This window comes from Streptomyces sp. LBL, from assembly GCF_029893585.1.
Classification (GTDB): domain Bacteria; phylum Actinomycetota; class Actinomycetes; order Streptomycetales; family Streptomycetaceae; genus Streptomyces.
This window is the reverse complement of sequence record NZ_JARXYX010000002.1, coordinates 82038-99051: the sequence shown is the minus strand read 5'-3', so window position 1 is coordinate 99051 and position 17014 is coordinate 82038. Positions and strand designations below refer to the sequence as shown.

Annotated in this window: 15 protein-coding genes and 1 pseudogene; 9 read left to right on the top strand and 7 right to left on the bottom strand. The window is 71.1% G+C overall.

Going from position 1 to position 17014, the window contains the following annotated elements; translation table 11 throughout:
- Positions 1 to 158 precede the first annotated feature (158 nt).
- Positions 159 to 1532: a TerD family protein gene (locus M2271_RS02690; RefSeq protein WP_280885698.1), complete on the top strand. Its 1374-nt coding sequence runs from the start codon at positions 159 to 161 to the stop codon at positions 1530 to 1532.
- Positions 1533 to 1536: 4 nt separating this feature from the next.
- Here M2271_RS02690 and M2271_RS02685 read toward each other — a convergent pair whose 3' ends face one another.
- Positions 1537 to 2715 carry a glycosyltransferase gene (locus tag M2271_RS02685; RefSeq protein WP_280885423.1) on the bottom strand — a complete coding sequence of 393 codons (1179 nt, stop codon included), beginning with the start codon at positions 2713 to 2715 and terminating at the stop codon, positions 1537 to 1539.
- 57 nt (positions 2716 to 2772) lie between these two features.
- Here M2271_RS02685 and M2271_RS02680 point away from each other — a divergent pair, with 57 nt between their 5' ends.
- Complete coding sequence (locus tag M2271_RS02680) at positions 2773 to 3558, top strand: aspartate/glutamate racemase family protein (protein WP_280885422.1); 786 nt, start codon at positions 2773 to 2775, stop codon at positions 3556 to 3558.
- A gap of 69 nt (positions 3559 to 3627) precedes the next feature.
- Positions 3628 to 4164, top strand: coding sequence for a hypothetical protein (locus tag M2271_RS02675; RefSeq protein ID WP_280885421.1), 537 nt, complete (start codon positions 3628 to 3630; stop codon positions 4162 to 4164).
- Between the two features lie 74 nt (positions 4165 to 4238).
- Here the strand turns inward: M2271_RS02675 and M2271_RS02670 are convergent, their stop codons facing one another.
- Positions 4239 to 4556, bottom strand: coding sequence for a hypothetical protein (locus M2271_RS02670; RefSeq protein WP_280885420.1), 318 nt, complete (start codon positions 4554 to 4556; stop codon positions 4239 to 4241).
- Between the two features lie 139 nt (positions 4557 to 4695).
- Here M2271_RS02670 and lnt point away from each other — a divergent pair, with 139 nt between their 5' ends.
- The 4 genes from lnt (at position 4696) to M2271_RS02650 (ending at position 9816) form a co-directional block, all read left to right on the top strand.
- Positions 4696 to 6306 (top strand): apolipoprotein N-acyltransferase, encoded by a 1611-nt coding sequence (lnt, locus tag M2271_RS02665; RefSeq protein ID WP_280885419.1) that lies wholly within the window; start codon positions 4696 to 4698, stop codon positions 6304 to 6306.
- 67 nt (positions 6307 to 6373) lie between these two features.
- Positions 6374 to 6853 (top strand): NUDIX domain-containing protein, encoded by a 480-nt coding sequence (locus M2271_RS02660; protein ID WP_280885418.1) that lies wholly within the window; start codon positions 6374 to 6376, stop codon positions 6851 to 6853.
- 54 nt (positions 6854 to 6907) lie between these two features.
- Positions 6908 to 7708, top strand: a complete 801-nt coding sequence (locus M2271_RS02655; protein ID WP_280885417.1) for a 3-hydroxybutyrate dehydrogenase — start codon at positions 6908 to 6910, stop codon at positions 7706 to 7708.
- Positions 7709 to 7782: 74 nt separating this feature from the next.
- On the top strand, positions 7783 to 9816 hold the full coding sequence (locus M2271_RS02650) for a GAF domain-containing protein (protein ID WP_280885416.1): 2034 nt from the start codon (positions 7783 to 7785) through the stop codon (positions 9814 to 9816).
- A gap of 58 nt (positions 9817 to 9874) precedes the next feature.
- Here M2271_RS02650 and M2271_RS02645 read toward each other — a convergent pair whose 3' ends face one another.
- The 5 genes and pseudogenes from M2271_RS02645 to M2271_RS02625 all read right to left on the bottom strand — a co-directional run bounded on the left by M2271_RS02645 (position 9875) and on the right by M2271_RS02625 (position 14930).
- Positions 9875 to 11278, bottom strand: coding sequence for an MFS transporter (locus M2271_RS02645; protein ID WP_280885415.1), 1404 nt, complete (start codon positions 11276 to 11278; stop codon positions 9875 to 9877).
- Between the two features lie 338 nt (positions 11279 to 11616).
- Positions 11617 to 12180 (bottom strand): annotated as a pseudogene (locus M2271_RS02640) (SDR family NAD(P)-dependent oxidoreductase); the annotation flags it as partial.
- A gap of 123 nt (positions 12181 to 12303) precedes the next feature.
- Positions 12304 to 13041, bottom strand: a complete 738-nt coding sequence (locus M2271_RS02635) for an MFS transporter (protein WP_280885697.1) — start codon at positions 13039 to 13041, stop codon at positions 12304 to 12306.
- 130 nt (positions 13042 to 13171) lie between these two features.
- Positions 13172 to 13837, bottom strand: coding sequence for an SDR family NAD(P)-dependent oxidoreductase (locus tag M2271_RS02630; RefSeq protein WP_280885414.1), 666 nt, complete (start codon positions 13835 to 13837; stop codon positions 13172 to 13174).
- Positions 13838 to 13913: 76 nt separating this feature from the next.
- Positions 13914 to 14930 carry a zinc-dependent alcohol dehydrogenase family protein gene (locus M2271_RS02625; RefSeq protein WP_280885413.1) on the bottom strand — a complete coding sequence of 339 codons (1017 nt, stop codon included), beginning with the start codon at positions 14928 to 14930 and terminating at the stop codon, positions 13914 to 13916.
- A gap of 185 nt (positions 14931 to 15115) precedes the next feature.
- On the opposite strand from M2271_RS02625, the gene M2271_RS02620 reads away from it, so the two are divergent.
- Positions 15116 to 15988 carry a helix-turn-helix domain-containing protein gene (locus M2271_RS02620; protein ID WP_280885412.1) on the top strand — a complete coding sequence of 291 codons (873 nt, stop codon included), beginning with the start codon at positions 15116 to 15118 and terminating at the stop codon, positions 15986 to 15988.
- Positions 15985 to 16854, top strand: a complete 870-nt coding sequence (locus tag M2271_RS02615; RefSeq protein WP_280885411.1) for a helix-turn-helix transcriptional regulator — start codon at positions 15985 to 15987, stop codon at positions 16852 to 16854. Before M2271_RS02620 ends, M2271_RS02615 begins: the two co-directional genes overlap by 4 nt.
- Positions 16855 to 17014 lie beyond the last annotated feature (160 nt).

The following is a 17014-nucleotide window of genomic DNA, read 5'->3' as shown; positions in this document are numbered from 1 at the left end:
TTGGAGACCCGCCGCCCTGTGCCGCTCCCTGTGCCGCTCCTTGTGCCGCTCATGGGAGTTCGCCGTCCCGGACAATAGGTTGAGCGAGTGGCCGGGACGGACAGGACTGCCGGGGCTCGGCCCTGGCACGCCGACACATGATGGGGGCGGACATGTCAATGGCGAAGGGTTCCAACGCTCCGGTGCCGACGACGGCACTGCGCGTCGCACTGGGCTGGCGAACCGGGCCGGGCGTGCCCGACGCGGACGCCTCGGCTCTGCTGCTGGTGAACGGAAAGGTCCGCTCCGACAACGACTTCGTCTTTTACAACCAGCCGGTGCACTCCTCCGGCGCGGTCCGGCACGAGGGCAAACGGCAGGCGGGCGACCAGGTGACCGACACCCTTTTTGTCGACCTCGCGCGCGTGGAGCCCACGATCGGGACCGTGGTCCTCGCCGTCTCCGCCGACGGCGGCACGTTCGCCGCCGTGCCCGATCTCCACATCGAAGTCAGGGACGCCGAGAGAGACACGGTGGCCGTCCGGTTCGACAGCACCGGGGCCACCGTCGAAACCGCTTTCGTACTCGGCGAGTTCTATCGCCGGCAGGGCGCCTGGAAGTTCCGGGCCGTGGGCCAGGGCTACGGCAGCGGACTGGAGGGCCTCGCCACGGACTACGGCATCACGGTCGACGAACCCCAGCGCGCCGCACCCGCACCCGCACCCGCACCCGCCCCCACCGCCCCGCCGGCCGGCGCATCCGCGGTCACTCCGCCCCCCGCCCCCACCGCCCCGATCACCCCGCCGGCCGGCGCACCCGCGATCACACCGCCCCCCGTCCCCGCGCACCCGTTCACCTCGCCACCACCACCACCGCCTCCTCCTCCTCCTCCCTCGGCACCCTCCACCGCGCCGCTGCGCCTGACGAAGGTGACGCTCACCAAGGCGGCCCCCTCCGTCTCGCTCACCAAGCAGGGCGGAGCCTCGGGCGCCCTGCGCGTGAACCTCAACTGGGAGGTGCACAAGCAGTTCTCGGGCTGGGGCAGCAAGCTCGGCCGCGCGGTCGCCCGAAACGCGGACCTAGACCTCGACCTGTGCGCCCTGTACGAACTCACCGACGGCGGCAAGGGCGTCGTCCAGGCCCTCGGCAACGCCTTCGGAGCCCTGCACCGTCCGCCGTACATCCACCTGGACGGCGACGACCGCACCGGCTCCGTCTCGAGCGGCGAGAACCTCACGGTCAACCTCGACCACAGGCAGGCCTTCCGGCGCATCCTCGTCTTCGTGACCATCTACGAAGGAGCGCGCTCGTTCGCCGACCTGCACGCCACGGTCACGCTCCAGCCGCAGCACGGCGCCGCGATCGACTTCTCCCTGGACGAGTGCACGGTCCCCTCCACGGTGTGTGCGCTGGCCCTGATCACCAACAGCGGAAGCGACCTGGTCGTCCAGCGCGAGGCCCGTTACCTGGTGCCCGAGCGCGGGGTGAGCCCGCAGCGGACCCTCGACCGCGCCTACGGGTGGGGCATGAACTGGGCCCCGGGCCGGAAGTGACCGCTCAGGTCTCGTCGCCGACGACGGCGTCCGGACGTGTGTAGGTGCGGCCCTTCCAGGCGGCGCCGCGCCCCCTGTAGTGCTGCACCGCGGAATCGACCGTCATGAGGAGATAGAGGAACGCGGTGAACGGCAGCAGCGGAGCGAGCCACAGCGGCTGCCGGTAGTAACGCAGCATGGGCACATACGTCCCGGTCATCACCAGCCACGCGAGACCGCCGACGACCCCGGCCGTCGTACTCCCCATGGCCAGGCCCACGACCAGGGCCACCGGCGGCACCAGGTAGACCAGCGCCAGCCCGGCCACCGTACCGACGAGCAGCAGGGGGTTGTGCCGCAGTTGCGCGTACGCGCTGCGCGAGACCATGCGCCACAGGTCGTGCAGCCGTGGGTACGGACGGACGCTGTCCACTCCGTCCGCCAAACCCAGCCAGATGTGGCCGCCGCTGCCCTTGACGGCCCGCGCGAGTGCCACGTCGTCGATGACGGCGTGCCGGATGGCGTCCGGGATCCGGGCCTGCTCGGCGGCCCCGGCGCGCAGCAGCACACAGCCGCCCGCCGCGGCCGCCGTCCGTCCTTTCCGCCGGCCGATCCACCGGAACGGATACAGCTGTGCGAAGAAGTAGACGAAGGCCGGCACGACCAGTCGCTCCCACAGGCTCTCCACCCGCAGCCGGGCCATCTGGGAGACGACGTCGAAGCCGCCCGCGCTCGCCGCCGCGACCAACTGGCGCAGGCTGTCCGGCGCGTGGGCGATGTCGGCGTCCGTGAGGAGGAGGTACTCGGGGCCACGCGCGCGTGCCAGGCCGACGCCATGGCGTACGGCCCACAGCTTCCCGGTCCAGCCGGCGGGCGGTTCACCGGGTGAGGACACGGTCAGCGGCAGTCCGCCGTGGCGGCGGGCCAACTCCCGCGCCAGTTCCCCCGTGCCGTCCGTGCTGCCGTCGTCGACGAGGAAGACCTCCGCCCGCCCGGGGTAGTCCTGGGCGAGCAACGACGGCAGACTCGCGGGCAGCACCGCCGCCTCGTCACGGGCCGGCACGACGACACAGACGGACGGCCACGCCTCCGGATCCCGGCGGGGCGGCAGCCTGACGTCCGTACGCCAGAAGAAGCCCTGGCCGAGCAGCAGCCACAGCCACGCGGCGAGTGATCCGGCGGCGGTCCACACGATGGCGCTCACGGGCGCAGTCTGCCCCACCGGCATGGCCGCTGAGGACCCATCGTCTATCGTGGCGGGGTGAAGATCGCGCTCATGGACTCCGGAATCGGTCTGCTGGCGGCCACCGCCGCGGTACGGCGCCTGCGGCCCGACGCCGATCTCGTGCTCTCCCTCGATCCCGACGGAATGCCCTGGGGCCCTCGCACCCCTCAGGACCTCACCCGGCGCGCTCTCGCCGTCGCCGAGGCCGCCGCCGCGCGGCGGCCCGACGCCCTCATCATCGGCTGCAACACCGCCACCGTGCACGCGCTGCCCACCCTGCGCGCCCGCCTCGAACCCGGCATCCCGGTCATCGGCACGGTCCCCGCGATCAAGCCCGCCGCGGCCGGCGGCGGACCCTTCGCGATCTGGGCGACGCCCGCCACCACGGGCAGCCCCTACCAACGCGGGCTCATCGACGACTTCGCCGACGGTGTGGCGGTCACCGAGGTGCCCTGCCACGGCCTCGCGGAGGCGGTGGAGCACGCGGACGAGACGGCCATCGCGTCCGCCGTCGCCGCGGCCGCGGCCCTGACCCCCGACGACGTGACGACCGTCGTCCTGGGCTGCACCCATTACGAACTGGTCTCCGAGCACATTCGCGCCGCCGTGCAGCGCCCCGGTTTCCCCCCGCTCGTCCTGCACGGCTCCGCCGGAGCGGTCGCCGCCCAGGCGCTGCGCCGGCTCGGTGAACAGCCCGCCGCGCGGGCAGCGGCGAACGGGACCCTGACCGTGCTGCTCAGCGGTCGCGAGGGCACGCTCCCCGAGCCCGCACTGGCCTATGCGGAAGGCCGACTCCTCAAGGCGGTCAGCCCCGCCTGGTGACCCCCACTCGGAGCAGTCACTCTGTGCAACGCCCTACCGGCGCAGCGAAACCTGAGTAGTCTCATAGCCATGAGGGACCACCCCCACGGCAAGACCACTCCACACTCCGATGTCTGGACCGGGCGGGCCTCCAACCGGTTCCAGTGGCTGCTGGCGCTCGGCGGCGCCGCCTGTCTGGCGCTCGGCATCGAGCTGGCCGTCGACTCCAAGTGGACGACCGGCATCGCCCCGCTCGTGATGTCCGTCGTCGGCTGCATCGCGGCCGGGCTGCTGGTCCTGTTCGGCACCCTCGCCTTCGTGCATGTCGCCCTGAAGGTCGACAAGGAGTCCCTCGAGGTGCGCTGCGGCCACATCGGCGTGCCGCGCCGCCGTATTCCGCTGGCCCATGTGGTCGGCGCCGACTTCGACCCGCTCGTCACTCCGCGCCACTGGGGTGGCTGGGGCTACCGCTGGCGCCCCGAGAAGGGCACCGCCGTCGTCGTACGCCGGGGCGAGGGTGTGGTGCTGCGACTGTGGGACGGCCACACGTTCACCGTCACCGTGGACGACGCCGAGGCGGCCGTACGGGTGATCAGGGAGCGGCTGCGGTCCGGCGCCGCGCACTGAAGGGCACGGATCGCGGCGCGGTGAACCCGGGGATCACAGCGCACGGGACCCCCATACCCCCGCTGTCTCGTAGTTCACGGAGCCGGCCAGCCACCACGTGCGCGGACGCCCGTGCCGCCGGCCACCACGTGCGCGGACGCCAGTTCGGTGCCGCGGTGACTCGTCGGCCAGGGGACGGGCTGTGGCCGGCCCCGCCGGCAGTCCCGCGCCACCGACACCGTGGTGAAGCCCAGGGCGTTGCCCAGGCAGGCGATCGCCGCAACCGCCGTCGGGGCCGCACCCGGGGCCATCCCCGTGGAGCCCACCCCGCCCCCGAACCCCGGTCGCCCCCGACCAGCGTCGTCCCCGGTCGTACGGACGTCACCGGCCCGTACGACAAAAACGTGGGGCACACCGTAACCGCTGATGACGGTTTGTGGACGAGTTGGACCGAGATGTGCAGGAACGACGGGGCCGACGTGAGGGCCGGCGGCCCTGGGGCGGGAGGGGCCGCGCTGTCGGCGCCGAGGCCGGCCGCCGTACACTCCCACAGTGACCGTCACCGCAACTTCCGTGGACGAGTCGGACCAGGTGAGGCCGCCGATCGCGCCCGCATCGCGCGGGACGCGGCTCCTGCGACTCGTTCCGGCCGCCGCCGCAGTGCTCTCCGGAGTGCTGCTCTATGTCAGTTTCCCGCCGCGCACCCTGTGGTGGCTGGCCCTGCCGGCCTTCGCCGTCTTCGGGTGGGTGCTGCGCGGGCGCGGCTGGAAGGCGGGCCTGGGTCTCGGCTACCTCTTCGGCCTCGGCTTCCTGCTGCCCCTTCTGGTGTGGACCGGCGTGGAGGTCGGCCCCGGGCCCTGGCTGGCGCTGGTCGTCATCGAGGCGATCTTCGTCGCGCTGGTCGGCGCGGGCGTCGCCGCGGTGTCGAAGCTGCCGGGCTGGCCGGTGTGGGCGGCCGCGGTGTGGATCGCCGGAGAGGCGGCACGCGCGCGTGCGCCCTTCCACGGCTTCCCCTGGGGCAAGATCGCGTTCGGCCAGGCGGACGGTGTCTTCCTGCCGCTCGCCGCGGTGGGCGGCACCCCGGTGCTCGGCTTCGCCGTCGTCCTGTGCGGCTTCGGCCTGTACGAGGTCGTGCGGCTGGCCGTTCAGGCGCGGGGCACGGGTGCCGTTCGACGGTCGGCGGCGGCCGTGGCCCTGCTGAGCGTGGCCGTGCCGGTGGTGGGCGCGGCGGCCGCGCGGCCGCTGGTGACCGACAAGGCCGAGGACGGGAGCGTCACCGTCGCGGTCATCCAGGGCAATGTGCCGCGCGCGGGGCTGGAGTTCAACGCTCAGCGGCGGGCCGTGCTCGACTACCACGCGCGCGAGACCGAGCGGCTCGCCGCGGAGGTCAGGGCAGGCAAGGTCGCCAAGCCCGACTTCGTGCTGTGGCCCGAGAACTCCTCCGACATCGACCCGTTCGCCAACGCCGACGCGGGCGTCGTCATCGACCAGGCGGCCAAGGCGATCGGCGTGCCGATCTCGGTCGGCGGTGTCGTGGAACGCGACGGCAAGCTCCTGAACGAGCAGATCCTGTGGGACCCGGTGAAGGGGCCCGTCGACACCTACGACAAACGGCAGATCCAGCCGTTCGGCGAGTACCTCCCGCTGCGCTCGCTCCTCGGGGCGATCAACAAGAACTGGACCTCCATGGTCCGCCAGGACTTCAGCCGGGGCAGCGAGCCCGGCGTGTTCGACATGGGCGGCGCCAAGGTCGGCCTGGTCACCTGTTACGAGGCCGCCTTCGACTGGGCCGTGCGCTCCGAGGTCACCGACGGAGCCCAGATGATCTCCGTGCCGAGCAACAACGCCACTTTCGACCGCAGCGAGATGACCTACCAGCAGCTCGCCATGTCCCGGGTACGCGCCGTCGAGCACAGCCGGACCGTCACCGTCCCGGTGACCAGCGGCGTCAGCGCGATCATCATGCCGGACGGCCGGATCACCCAGAGGACCGGCATGTTCGTGGCCGACTCGCTGGTGCAGAAGATTCCCCTGCGGTCCTCGCAGACGCCGGCCGCGCGTCTGGGCATCCTGCCGGAGATCGCTCTGGTACTGGTCGCCGCGGGCGGACTCGGCTGGGCGATCGGCACCGGTGTGCGCCGTCGACGCGCCGCTGACGTGTAGCCGTACGCCCGTCGCACGCCCGGCGAAGATCACCGGAGCCGGGAAACCGGCCCGTTAGGGTCGGGGCATGGCTACTCCTGACTTCATCCGCTCGCTGCGGACCTCCATCGGCCACACGTTGCTGTGGCTGCCCGGTGTCAGCGCCGTCGTCTTCGACGACGAGGGCAGAGTGCTGCTCAACCGCCGCACGGACACCCTCAAGTGGGCGCTGATCGGCGGTATCCCGGAGCCGGGCGAGCAGCCGGCGGCCTGCGCCGTGCGCGAGGTCGAGGAGGAGACGGGGGTGCGCTGCGAGGTGGAGCGGGTGATCGTCGTGCAGACGCTCTCACCCGTCACCTACGACAACGGCGACGTGTGCCAGTACATGGACATCGGCTTCCGCTGTCGGGCCGTCGGCGGCGAGGCGCGGGTCAACGACGACGAGTCGCTGGACGTGGGCTGGTTCGCCGTGGACGCCCTGCCCGAGCTGAACGAGTTCGCGCTGCTGAGGATCAAGCAGGCCATGGCAGACGACCCCACATGGTTCGACTCCACCAGCTCCGAGTGAAGTATGGGTGGTGACCACATGGGGCGGGAGGCGGGTGCTGCCTAAGGTCGGGGCATGACCGCTCGCAGCGCCCTCCCGGGATCCCACGCCCCCACGCTCGACCTCGGCGGCCGCACCGCCCTCGTCACCGGTGCGGCCGGCGGCATCGGCCGCGCCTGTGCCCTGCGGCTCGCCGCCGCCGGGGCCAAGGTGAGAGCGGTCGACCGGGACGCCGCCGGTCTGGAGGCGCTCGCCGAGCAGGGCCGGGACCTCGCGGGCACCGTCGAGGCACACGTCCTCGACCTCACGGACCTGGACGACGCCGAACGCGCCGCCGCAGGCACCGATGTCCTCGTCAACAACGCCGGGCTGCAACTGGTGTGCCCCATCGAGGAGTTCCCGCCCGACGTCTTCCACACCGTGCTCACGGTGATGCTGGAGGCGCCCTTCCGGCTCATCCGCGGCGCCCTGCCCCACATGTACGGACAGGGGTGGGGCCGCATCGTGAACGTGTCCTCCGTGCACGGCCTGCGGGCCTCGGCCTACAAGTCCGCCTATGTGGCCGCGAAACACGGGCTGGAGGGGCTGTCCAAGACGGCCGCCCTCGAAGGCGCCCCCCACGGGGTCACCTCGAACTGTGTGAACCCGGCCTATGTGCGCACACCACTGGTCGAGAAGCAGCTCGCGGACCAGGCTCGGGCGCACGACATCCCCGAGGAGCGGGTACTGGCCGAGGTGCTGTTGCAGGACAGCGCCCTCAAACGGCTGATCGAACCGGAGGAGGTCGCCGAGGCTGTCGCGTATCTCTGCGGCCCGCATGCCTCCTTCGTGACCGGGACCTCGCTCGTCCTCGACGGCGGCTGGACCGCGCACTGAGGGGGGATGGCGGTGACCCCCGGAGTTTTCCACAGGGCTGACGCGGCGGCCGGACGATGAGGAATCCTGTGGGCATGTCCCGCGATCACGTACAGTCCGCCGAGCGAGCCGTTGGCGCCGACGTCGCCGACCCACCGGCCGACGACCGGCTGGCCGACGGTGCGCCGAGCGACGCCGCCCAGGTGCCGGCTCCTGGCGATGTGGGCGCCGCGTCGGTGCCCGGCAGCGCCGAGGCGCCCTTCCTGGAGCTGCTGGCCCGGGGCGCGTCCGCCGACGCCTATGAGCAGCCGGTGCTGATCGCCCGCGCCGAGGGGCGGCCCGCCCGGGAGATCACCGCGCTGGAGGCGGCCAAGCTTTTCGCGCTGCGCGTGCGCTCGGAGCTGGAGGGCCGGCGCCGGCGGGAGGCCGAGCTGTCCGCCCTCTTCGAGACCGCCCACGACCTGGCCGGACTGCGCGACCTGGACGCCGTGCTGCAGGCCATCGTGCAGCGCGCCCGCTCACTGCTCGGCACGGACGTGGCCTACCTCAGCCTGAACGATCCGGCCCGCGGCGACACCTACATGCGCGTCACCGAGGGCTCGGTCGCCGCCCGCTTCCAGCAGTTGCGCCTCGGGATGGGCGAGGGACTCGGCGGCCTCGTCGCCCAGACGGCCCGGCCGTACGTCACCGACGACTACTTTAAGGACGCCCGCTTCCAGCACACTCTCCCCATCGACGCGGGCGTGCGGGACGAGGGTCTGGTCGCCATCCTCGGTGTGCCGCTGATGCTCGGTCCGCAGGTGATCGGGGTGCTGTTCGCGGCGGACCGGCGGGCCCGGGTCTTCGAACGCGAGCAGATCGCGCTGCTCGGCTCGTTCGCCGCGCTGGCCGCCGCCGCCATCGACACCGCCAACCTCCTCACCGAGACCCGCTCCGCCCTCGCCGACCTGGAGCGGGCCAACGAGATCATCAGAGACCGCAGCGGGGTGATCGAGCGCGCCTCGGACGTCCACGACCGGCTCGCCGAACTCGTTCTGCGCGGCGGTGGGGTCCATGACGTGGCCGCCGCGGTCTCCGGAGTCCTGGGCGGCGCGGTCGAGTTCAGGGAGGCGACCGCCGCCCCGGCCGGGGCGTTGGAGGCATCCCGCGCGGACGGGCACGCGGTGCGGCATGCGGACGACTGGATCGCCGCCGTGGCCGCCGGCGGCGAACTCCTCGGCGTCCTCGTCCTGCGCGGCCACCCGGGGCTCGATCCCGTCGACCAGCGCACGCTGGAGCGCGCGGCGATGGTCACCTCACTGCTGCTGCTCGCCCAGCGCTCCGCCGCCGAGGCCGAACAGCGCGTGCGGGGCGAGCTGTTGGACGACCTGCTGGACGCCCGTGACCGCGACCCGCGGCTGCTGCGCGAGCGCGCGTCCCGGTTGCGTGCCGATCTCGACGCCACCCATGTGGTGCTGGCCGCGCGTCTGGACGGTAGGGCGGCCGACGCCGACCAGGAGGCGGCCGCCCGTAGGCGTCTGTGGTCCGCCGCCTCCCACCTCGCCGCGACCCGGCACGGCCTGGCCGCGGCCCGCGACGGCGGCACCGTCCTGCTGCTGCCGCTCGAGCCCGGCGACCGTGCGTCGGAGGTGGCCCGCCGCACGGCCCGCCACCTCGGCACCGCCGTGCACGAGTCGGTCACCGTCGGAGCGTCCGCCCCCGTCGAGGACCTCGCCACCCACCCGGACGCCGTGGCCGCCGCCTATGAGGAAGGCCGTCGCTGCCTGGACGCGCTACGGCTGCTCGGCCGCTCCGGCGACGGAGCCGCCGCCGAGGACTTCGGCTTCCTGGGCCTCCTGCTCGCCGGGGACCGCGACATCGCCGGCTTCGTCGCCCGCACCATCGGTCAGGTCGTCGCGTACGACGAGCGGCGCGGCACCGAACTGGTCCGCACCCTCGACGCCTTCTTCGCGAGCGGGATGAGCCCGGCCCGTACCAAGGACGCACTGCACGTCCATGTGAACACGGTCGCCCAGCGGTTGGAGCGGGTCGGCCGCCTCCTCGGCGCCGACTGGCAGAGTCCCGCCAGGGTGCTGGAGATCCAACTTGCCCTGAGACTCCACCAGTTGTCGGGCGCCGGGCCGCGCTGACCCCCGTACGCACGGTCGTACGGGGGCCGGAGCCGGACTCGTTGCGGGCTCTCGGGGTTCAGGCCGTGCGCGCGTCCGCGGCCGTGACGGTCGCGGGTTGGGCGTCGGCGGGAGCTTCCACGTCGGCCAGGTCCCGGCGGCGGGTCTCCTTGGCCACGCCGACCGCGACGACCGTGAGGACTGCGGCGGCGATGACGTACAGCGCGATGGGGGTGGAGCTGTCGTAGTCGGCCAGCAGTGCGGTGGCGATCAGGGGTGCGGGTGCGCCGGCCGCGACCGAGGCGAACTGGGCGCCGATGGAAGCCCCCGAGTAGCGCATCCGGGTCGCGAACATCTCGGAGAAGAAGGCGGCCTGGGGTGCGTACATCGCGCCGTGCATGACCAGACCGACGGTCACGGCGAGGATGAGGCTGCCGAAGCCGCCGGTGTCGATGAGCGAGAAGAACGGGAACATCCACAGGCCGACGCCGACCGCGCCCAGCAGGTAGACGGGGCGGCGACCGACACGGTCCGACAGGGCACCCCAGGCCGGGATCACCGCGAAGTGCACGGCGGAGGCGATCAGCACCGCGTTGAGCGCGGTCTGCCGGGAGACACCGGCGGAGGTGGTGGCGTAGACGAGGATGAACGCGGTGATGACGTAGTAGCTGATGTTCTCCGCCAGGCGGGCGCCCATCGCCACCAGCACGTCCCGCCAGTGGTGCTTCAGCACGGAGACGAGCGGAAGCTTCTCGGCTTCGGCTTCCGCCTCGGTTTCGGCCGCCCGGGCCGTCTTGCGTGCCTCTGCCTGCGCCAGTGCCTGCTTGAACACCGGAGATTCATCGACAGACAGACGAATCCACAAACCGACGATCACCAGCACACCGGAGAGCAGGAACGGGATCCGCCAGCCCCAGTCGCCGAACGCGCCTTCGGACAGAACGGCGGTCAGCAGGGACAGCACACCGGTGGCGAGCAGTTGCCCCGCGGGCGCCCCGGTCTGCGGCCACGAGGCCCAGAAGCCGCGCCGACGTGCGTCCCCGTGTTCGGACACCAGCAGCACGGCGCCGCCCCACTCACCCCCGAGTGCGAAGCCCTGCACCAGACGCAGCACGGTCAGCAGCACGGGAGCGGCGGTGCCGATCGTGGCATGCGTGGGCAGCAGCCCGATCGCGAAGGTCGCCCCGCCCATCAACAGCAGGCTCAACACCAGCAGTTTCTTCCGCCCGAGCCGGTCACCGTAGTGCCCGAACACCAGGGCCCCCAGCGGCCGGGCGGCGAACCCGACGGCGTACGTCAGAAACGACAGCAGCGTGCCGACGAGCGGATCCGAGCCCGGAAAGAACAGCTTGTTGAAGACGAGGGCGGCCGCGGAGCCGTAGAGGAAGAAGTCGTACCACTCGATGGTGGTGCCGATGAGGCTGGCGGCGACGATGCGTTTGAGGTTCGACGGGGCAGGCGGAGCGGTCGCGGGGGAGGACATCGGTACCACTTCCAAGCGGTTGGCGGGGACGTGTTCGTGTCGCCATACCGTAGGAATCCGCAGGTCAGGGGCACATGTGGTGGGACACCATAGTTCTGGGTGCTGAGGTGCGTGCGGGCACCATGCGGACGCTGCCGACGCCACTGGGAGAGCCTCAATCGAGCCCGCGAGGGTGCTGCCTGATGTGCACTATTCAGGCACGCTTTTGAGGTGGGGTGCTGATTCCCGTGCTGGTTCGGTGCTGACTGAAAGCCCATGTCATCACCCGTTCTCACCTCTCCCGTGCTCGACGCGGGGCGGTGACGGCGTCGACGGAGTTGAATCCCAAATGAGTGTCGGCAGACGGCGTTGACGCGGATGCCGCGGGGCGCGTATTCGAGGGCGGCGCTGGTGGTCAGGCCGATGACTCCGTGCTTGGAAGCGTGGCAGGAAGCGCGGCCGGGGAGGCCGACGAGGCCGCCGAGGGAGGAGCCGTTGACGATGGCGCCGCTGCCCCTGGGTGCGCATGTGCCGCAGCTCGTGCTTCATGCAGGCCCAGACCTCGCGGAGGTTGATCGCGTTGACGCGGTCGAAGCGTTCGGCGGGTTCGTCGGCGGCGTCGCTGGGCGGGATGTGGATACCGGCGTTGTTGTAGGCCATGTCGAGGCGACCGAACGTCTCCACGGTTCGGTCGACCGCGTCGGCGACCTGGCCCTCGTCGCTGACGTCGCAGGTCAGGGCGAGGACCCGATGGCCTGCGTCGGTGAGATCCTTCGCGGCTGAGTTGAGGGCTGCTTCGTCGATGTCGGTGAGGCGACGGCGGCCCCGGACTCGGCGAACGCGCGGGCGGTCGCCAGGCCCATGCCGAAGCTGGCTCCGGTAACGAAGGCGACCTTGCCGGTGAAGTTGTAGGTGGGGTTCATGTCGTGCTCTTCGATCGAGGGCTGTTCTGTGGCCCGGGTCTCGTTATTGGGTTCGTGGCGAGGTCTGCGCGCTTGCTCTGTGCGCCGGTCCGTGTCGGTGGTCGTGCAGCGGAGGGTCCGCGGTCAGCGAGGGGACGGCGCCTGTGCGGATATGTCATCCAGCGCGTGGGCCGGGGCGGTGCGCTGGGCCACGATTCGGCTCTTGCCGGAGGTGCCGCGGACGGCGAGGGCGATGAGCGGGAAGAGGGTGAGCACGGCGATGAGGGTGCCGACCAGGGGCGGGCCGGTCAGCCCGAGGGAGGAATCCAGGGCCGCACCCGCGATGAAGGATCCGCCGGCCACGCCGACGTTGAAGGCGGAGGTAGTCAGCGCGGACGTGAGGGTGGGCGCGTCGCCGGCGAAGCGCATGGCGAGCGCTGTGACGACAGGGTTCACCGCGAAACCGGTCAGGCCCATGAGGAAGACGAGGACGATGGCCGTGACCGCGTTGGTGGACAGCGGGATCATCAGGAACAGGACCAGGGCGGTGGCCGCGGCGGCGGTGATGGTGGTGACCATCGGACGGCGTTCACCCAGACGCCCACCGGTAGTGGTGCCGCCCAGGGCGCCGAGGCCGAAGGCGATGAGGACGAACGGGACGGCGCCCGCCGGGATCCCGGCGCGGTTGGTCAGCAGCGGGGTGATGTAGCTGTACGTCGCCAGGACGCCGCCCATGATCAGCATGGCGGCGCTCAGTGTCAGCCATAGCCGGCCCTGGCGCAGGGCGCCGAACTCGGCGCACAGCGAGGCGGTCGCGCGCTGTTCCTGGGTGGGGATGAAGCGGCCGATGAAGACGGCGGCGAGCGCGGAAAGAGCGGCCAGGGGACGACGCGGAGGCGGCGGCGGGCGTGTTGTCGGTGCAGGCGGTGACGGCGAGCAGCAGGGCGGCGGCTACGGCGCCACGGGCCGCCAGGTTGGGGAAGGCGGTCGGCATCACGGGGCGTCCAGGGATTCAGTCGGGCAGCGGCTCGGAGTAGTGGCGGAAGCCGTCGCGCTCGGTGTGGATGTCATACAGGCGCCCGGCCAGGGCGTCGGGGCTGCTGTGTTCGGCGTCGGGCCGGATGGCGCCGGGGACGATCAGCTGGGCGACGTGGATGTTCTCCGGGGCGAGCGCGTCGTGCAGCATGCGGGCGTAGGCGCTCTCGCCGGCGAAAGCGATGGAGGTGCCGGCGACGTTCGGGTTGGGCCGTACGGCGCTGGAGCCGTTGACGAACAACAGCGTGCCGCGTCCGAGTTCGCGCATGGCGGGCAGGACGGCGTTCACGGCCGAGACGGGGCCCTTGACGGAGAAGGCGAGGGGGGCGTCGAGGTCGTCGGCGCCGGTGTCCAGGACCGGCTTCATGAAGTCGGCGCGGGGCACGGCGCTGTACTGGAGGATCTCGATGGTCCCCAGCGAGGTGCCGGCCGCGTACAGGGCCGCGGTCAGGGACTCGATGTCGAGGACGTCGGCGGCGAAGCCGCGGGCCTTGATGCCGTCGCGGGCCAGCTCGGCCGTGAGGTCGTCCAGGTGCTGGGTGTTGCGGGCGATGAGAGCGACGGAGTGGCCGACGGTTCCGAAGCGGCGGGCGGTGGCGAGCCCGAGGCCGGGTCCGGCACCGACGAGGGCGAAAGTGGTCACGGTGGTCCTTGTCCAGGAGGGGGCCGTCCGGGGTCGGGCAGGGGATGCCCGGCTCCCGCGATGGACGATTTACGGGTCAGGGCTTCAGAAGCGCTTTTATGGCGCGGCATTCGTCCATGGCCCGGTAGCCCTCGGCGACCTGGTCCAGGGGCAGGGTGAGGTCGAAGACCTTGCCAGGGTCGATCCGGCCGGAGAGGACCCGCTCGATCAGATCGGGCAGGTAGGCGCGCACCGGGGCGGGGCCGCCGCGCAGGCCGACCTGGGAGAAGAACAGCTCCTGGCCCTCGACCGAAACCTCGTGCGGGACGCCGACGAAGCCCACGTTGCCGCCGGGGCGGGCGGAGTGCAGGGCCTGGTGCATGGACTCGGGGGTGCCGACGCACTCCAGTACGGAGTCCGCGCCGATGCCGTCGGTGAGGTCCTTGACGCGGGCGATGCCTTCGTCTCCGCGTTCGGTGACGATGTCCGTGGCGCCGAACTCGAGGGCGAGCTTCTGGCGGGACGCGTGGCGGCTCATGGCGATGATCCGCTCGGCGCCGAGTTCCTTGGCGGCGATGACGCCGCACAGACCGACCGCTCCGTCGCCGACGACGACGGCGGTGGAGCCAGGCTTCACTTCGGCGGCGACGGCGGCGTACCAGCCAGTGCCCATGACGTCGGAGACGGCGAGCAGGCTGGGCACGAACTCGCCAGGCGGGTGCTCGTGGGTGGCCACGAGCGTGCCGTGGGCGTTGGGGATGCGCACATAGTCGGCCTGGCAGGTACCCATGAACTCGCGGTGCAGGCAGGAGGACTGCCAGCCGTTCAGGCAGTTCGCGCAGGTGTTGTCCGAGGTGGCGAACGACCCGACGACGAACTGGCCCGGCTTGACGTTGGTGACCTCGCTGCCGACTTCCTCGACGATGCCGACGTACTCGTGTCCCATTGGATGGGGTTCGGCCACCGGCTCCGCGCCACGGTAGGGCCACAAGTCCGAGCCGCACACACAGGTGGCGACCGTGCGGATGATCGCGTCGGTCGGCCGGCTGATCTTCGGGTCGTCGAGGGTCTCGAAGCGCACGTCGCCGGGGGCGTGAATGACTGCTCCGCGCATGATGGGGTGCTTCCTTCGGTACGAGGGTCTGGAACCGCAGTCTGGAATCTGGGGCGGCTGCTCGATATCGAGCCTCACACGCGAGGGCGGGCGCGAAAAGCGGAGGAATTTATCCGGGGAGAGGAACATCCAGGGAGGAAATTCTCCCCCCTTGCTCATGAGCGATCGATGTCATTCTGGGAAGCATGACCAGCACCGTCCCCCTGAATGAACTGGGAGAATTCCTCAGGAAGCGCCGCTCACAGCTGAGCCCGCGCACGGTCGGGCTTCCATCGACCGGCCGGCCGCGCCGGGCCGAGGGGCTGCGCCGTGAGGAGGTCGCCCATCTTGCCGCGATCAGCACGGACTACTACACGCGTCTTGAGCAGGGCCGTATGCAGGCGTCCGCTCCTGTGCTGGACACCATCGCCCGCGTCCTCCACCTGGGCGACGACGAGCGGGGCTATCAGTTCCAGCTCGCGGCCAGGACCACTGTACGCACGCGGCGCCGTGGCGTGCAGGAGGTCCGGTCGCTATTGCAGAGGGTGCTGGAGGGCCTCACCTCCATCCCGGCCCTGGTCCAGGGGCGGCGCGGTGACATTCTGGCGTGGAGCGCGCTGGCGGCCGCCCTGGTCACCGACTTCTCTCGCATTCCGGCGAAGCACCGCACCTACCCGCGGCTCCTGTTCACGATTCCGGCGATGCGCGAGCTCCACGCCGACTGGGACACGGCCGCGCAGGTGACGGTGGCGCAGCTGCGGATAGAGGCGGCGAAGTATCCCGAGGACCCCCGTCTGATCGCGCTTGTCGGTGAATTGTTCATGCGCGACAAGCAGTTCGCCCAGTGGTGGGGAGATCATCGCGTAGCGGCCCGCCCCGTCGGCACCAAGACCCTGATCCATCCGGTCGTGGGCGAGGTCACCCTCGACTGCGACACTCTCACCGCCACCACCGACCCCAACCAGTACATGACGGTTTGGACCGCCGCCTCGGGATCTCCCGCGCATGATCAGCTGCGCGTCCTCGCCTCCTGGGCCGCCGACCAGAACCTGCCGACCTCCTCAGGATGGGAAGCATGACCAGCAACGTTCCTCTCAATGAGCTGGGCGAGTTCCTCAAGAAGCGCCGTTCAGAACTGAGCCCGCGCACGGTCGGGCTGCCGGAGACGGGCGGACCCCGCCGGGTGGCCGGGCTGCGCCGTGAGGAGGTCGCCCAGCTCGCCTCGATCAGCACGGACTACTACACGCGTCTTGAGCAGGGCCGTATGCAGGCGTCCGCTCCTGTGCTGGACACCATCGCCCGTGTCCTCCACCTGGACGACGACGAGCGGGGCTATCTGTTCCAGCTCGCGGGCAAGACCACTACCCGCACCCGGCGCCACGGCAGGCAGAAGGTTCAGCCCCAGCTGCAACGCGTGCTGGACGACCTCACCGCCACCCCGGCCATCGTGCAGGGGCGGCGCGGTGACATTCTGGCGTGGAACGCGCTGGCGGCCGCCCTGGTCACCGACTTCTCCCGGATCCCGGAAAAGCACCGCAACTACCCGCGGCTCATCTTCACCGATCCGGCGATGCGCAGCCTGTACGCCGACTGGGAGCACTCGGCGCGGATCGCCGTGGCGCAGGTGCGGATGGAGGCGGCGAAGTATCCCGAGGATCCCCGTCTCATCGAGCTGGTCGGTGAACTGTCCACGCGGGACAAGCAGTTCTCGCAATGGTGGGGCGACCACAAGGTCGCCGCCCGCACCGTGGGCACCAAGACCCTCCATCACCCGGTCGTCGGTGAGTTGGTTTTGGACTGGGACACCCTCACCGCCAACACCGATCCCGACCAGCATCTCACCGTCTGGACCGCCGCCCCCGGTTCTCCAACCCACGAGCGGCTGCGCATCCTCGCTTCATGGGCCGCCGACCAGAACATGTCGGCCTCTTCTACCGTCCGCTGACCGCGGTCAATGACATCGCAGGAGTTGCTCGCTGGGGGAGCACCGGAACCCCTTTTCGACACCACTTGGCGGGCCGAGCAACTGGATGATGTGTCGACGCTGACCTGGACCTGGCGCAGGAACCTGTTCCGGCAGCCTGGCTTCTACAATTATGTAGATG

Excerpts from the sequence above, each read along its gene's own strand:
- M2271_RS02655 (WP_280885417.1), top strand. The coding sequence starts at position 6,908 with ATGACCGCTCGCAGCGCCCTCCCGGGATCCCACGCCCCCACGCTCGAC.
- M2271_RS02650 (WP_280885416.1), top strand. The coding sequence starts at position 7,783 with ATGTCCCGCGATCACGTACAGTCCGCCGAGCGAGCCGTTGGCGCCGAC.
- M2271_RS02690 (WP_280885698.1), top strand. The coding sequence starts at position 159 with ATGGCGAAGGGTTCCAACGCTCCGGTGCCGACGACGGCACTGCGCGTC.
- M2271_RS02615 (WP_280885411.1), top strand. The coding sequence starts at position 15,985 with ATGACCAGCAACGTTCCTCTCAATGAGCTGGGCGAGTTCCTCAAGAAG.
- M2271_RS02660 (WP_280885418.1), top strand. The coding sequence starts at position 6,374 with ATGGCTACTCCTGACTTCATCCGCTCGCTGCGGACCTCCATCGGCCAC.
- M2271_RS02675 (WP_280885421.1), top strand. The coding sequence starts at position 3,628 with ATGAGGGACCACCCCCACGGCAAGACCACTCCACACTCCGATGTCTGG.
- M2271_RS02625 (WP_280885413.1), bottom strand. The coding sequence starts at position 14,930 with ATGCGCGGAGCAGTCATTCACGCCCCCGGCGACGTGCGCTTCGAGACC.
- M2271_RS02620 (WP_280885412.1), top strand. The coding sequence starts at position 15,116 with ATGACCAGCACCGTCCCCCTGAATGAACTGGGAGAATTCCTCAGGAAG.
- M2271_RS02645 (WP_280885415.1), bottom strand. The coding sequence starts at position 11,278 with ATGTCCTCCCCCGCGACCGCTCCGCCTGCCCCGTCGAACCTCAAACGC.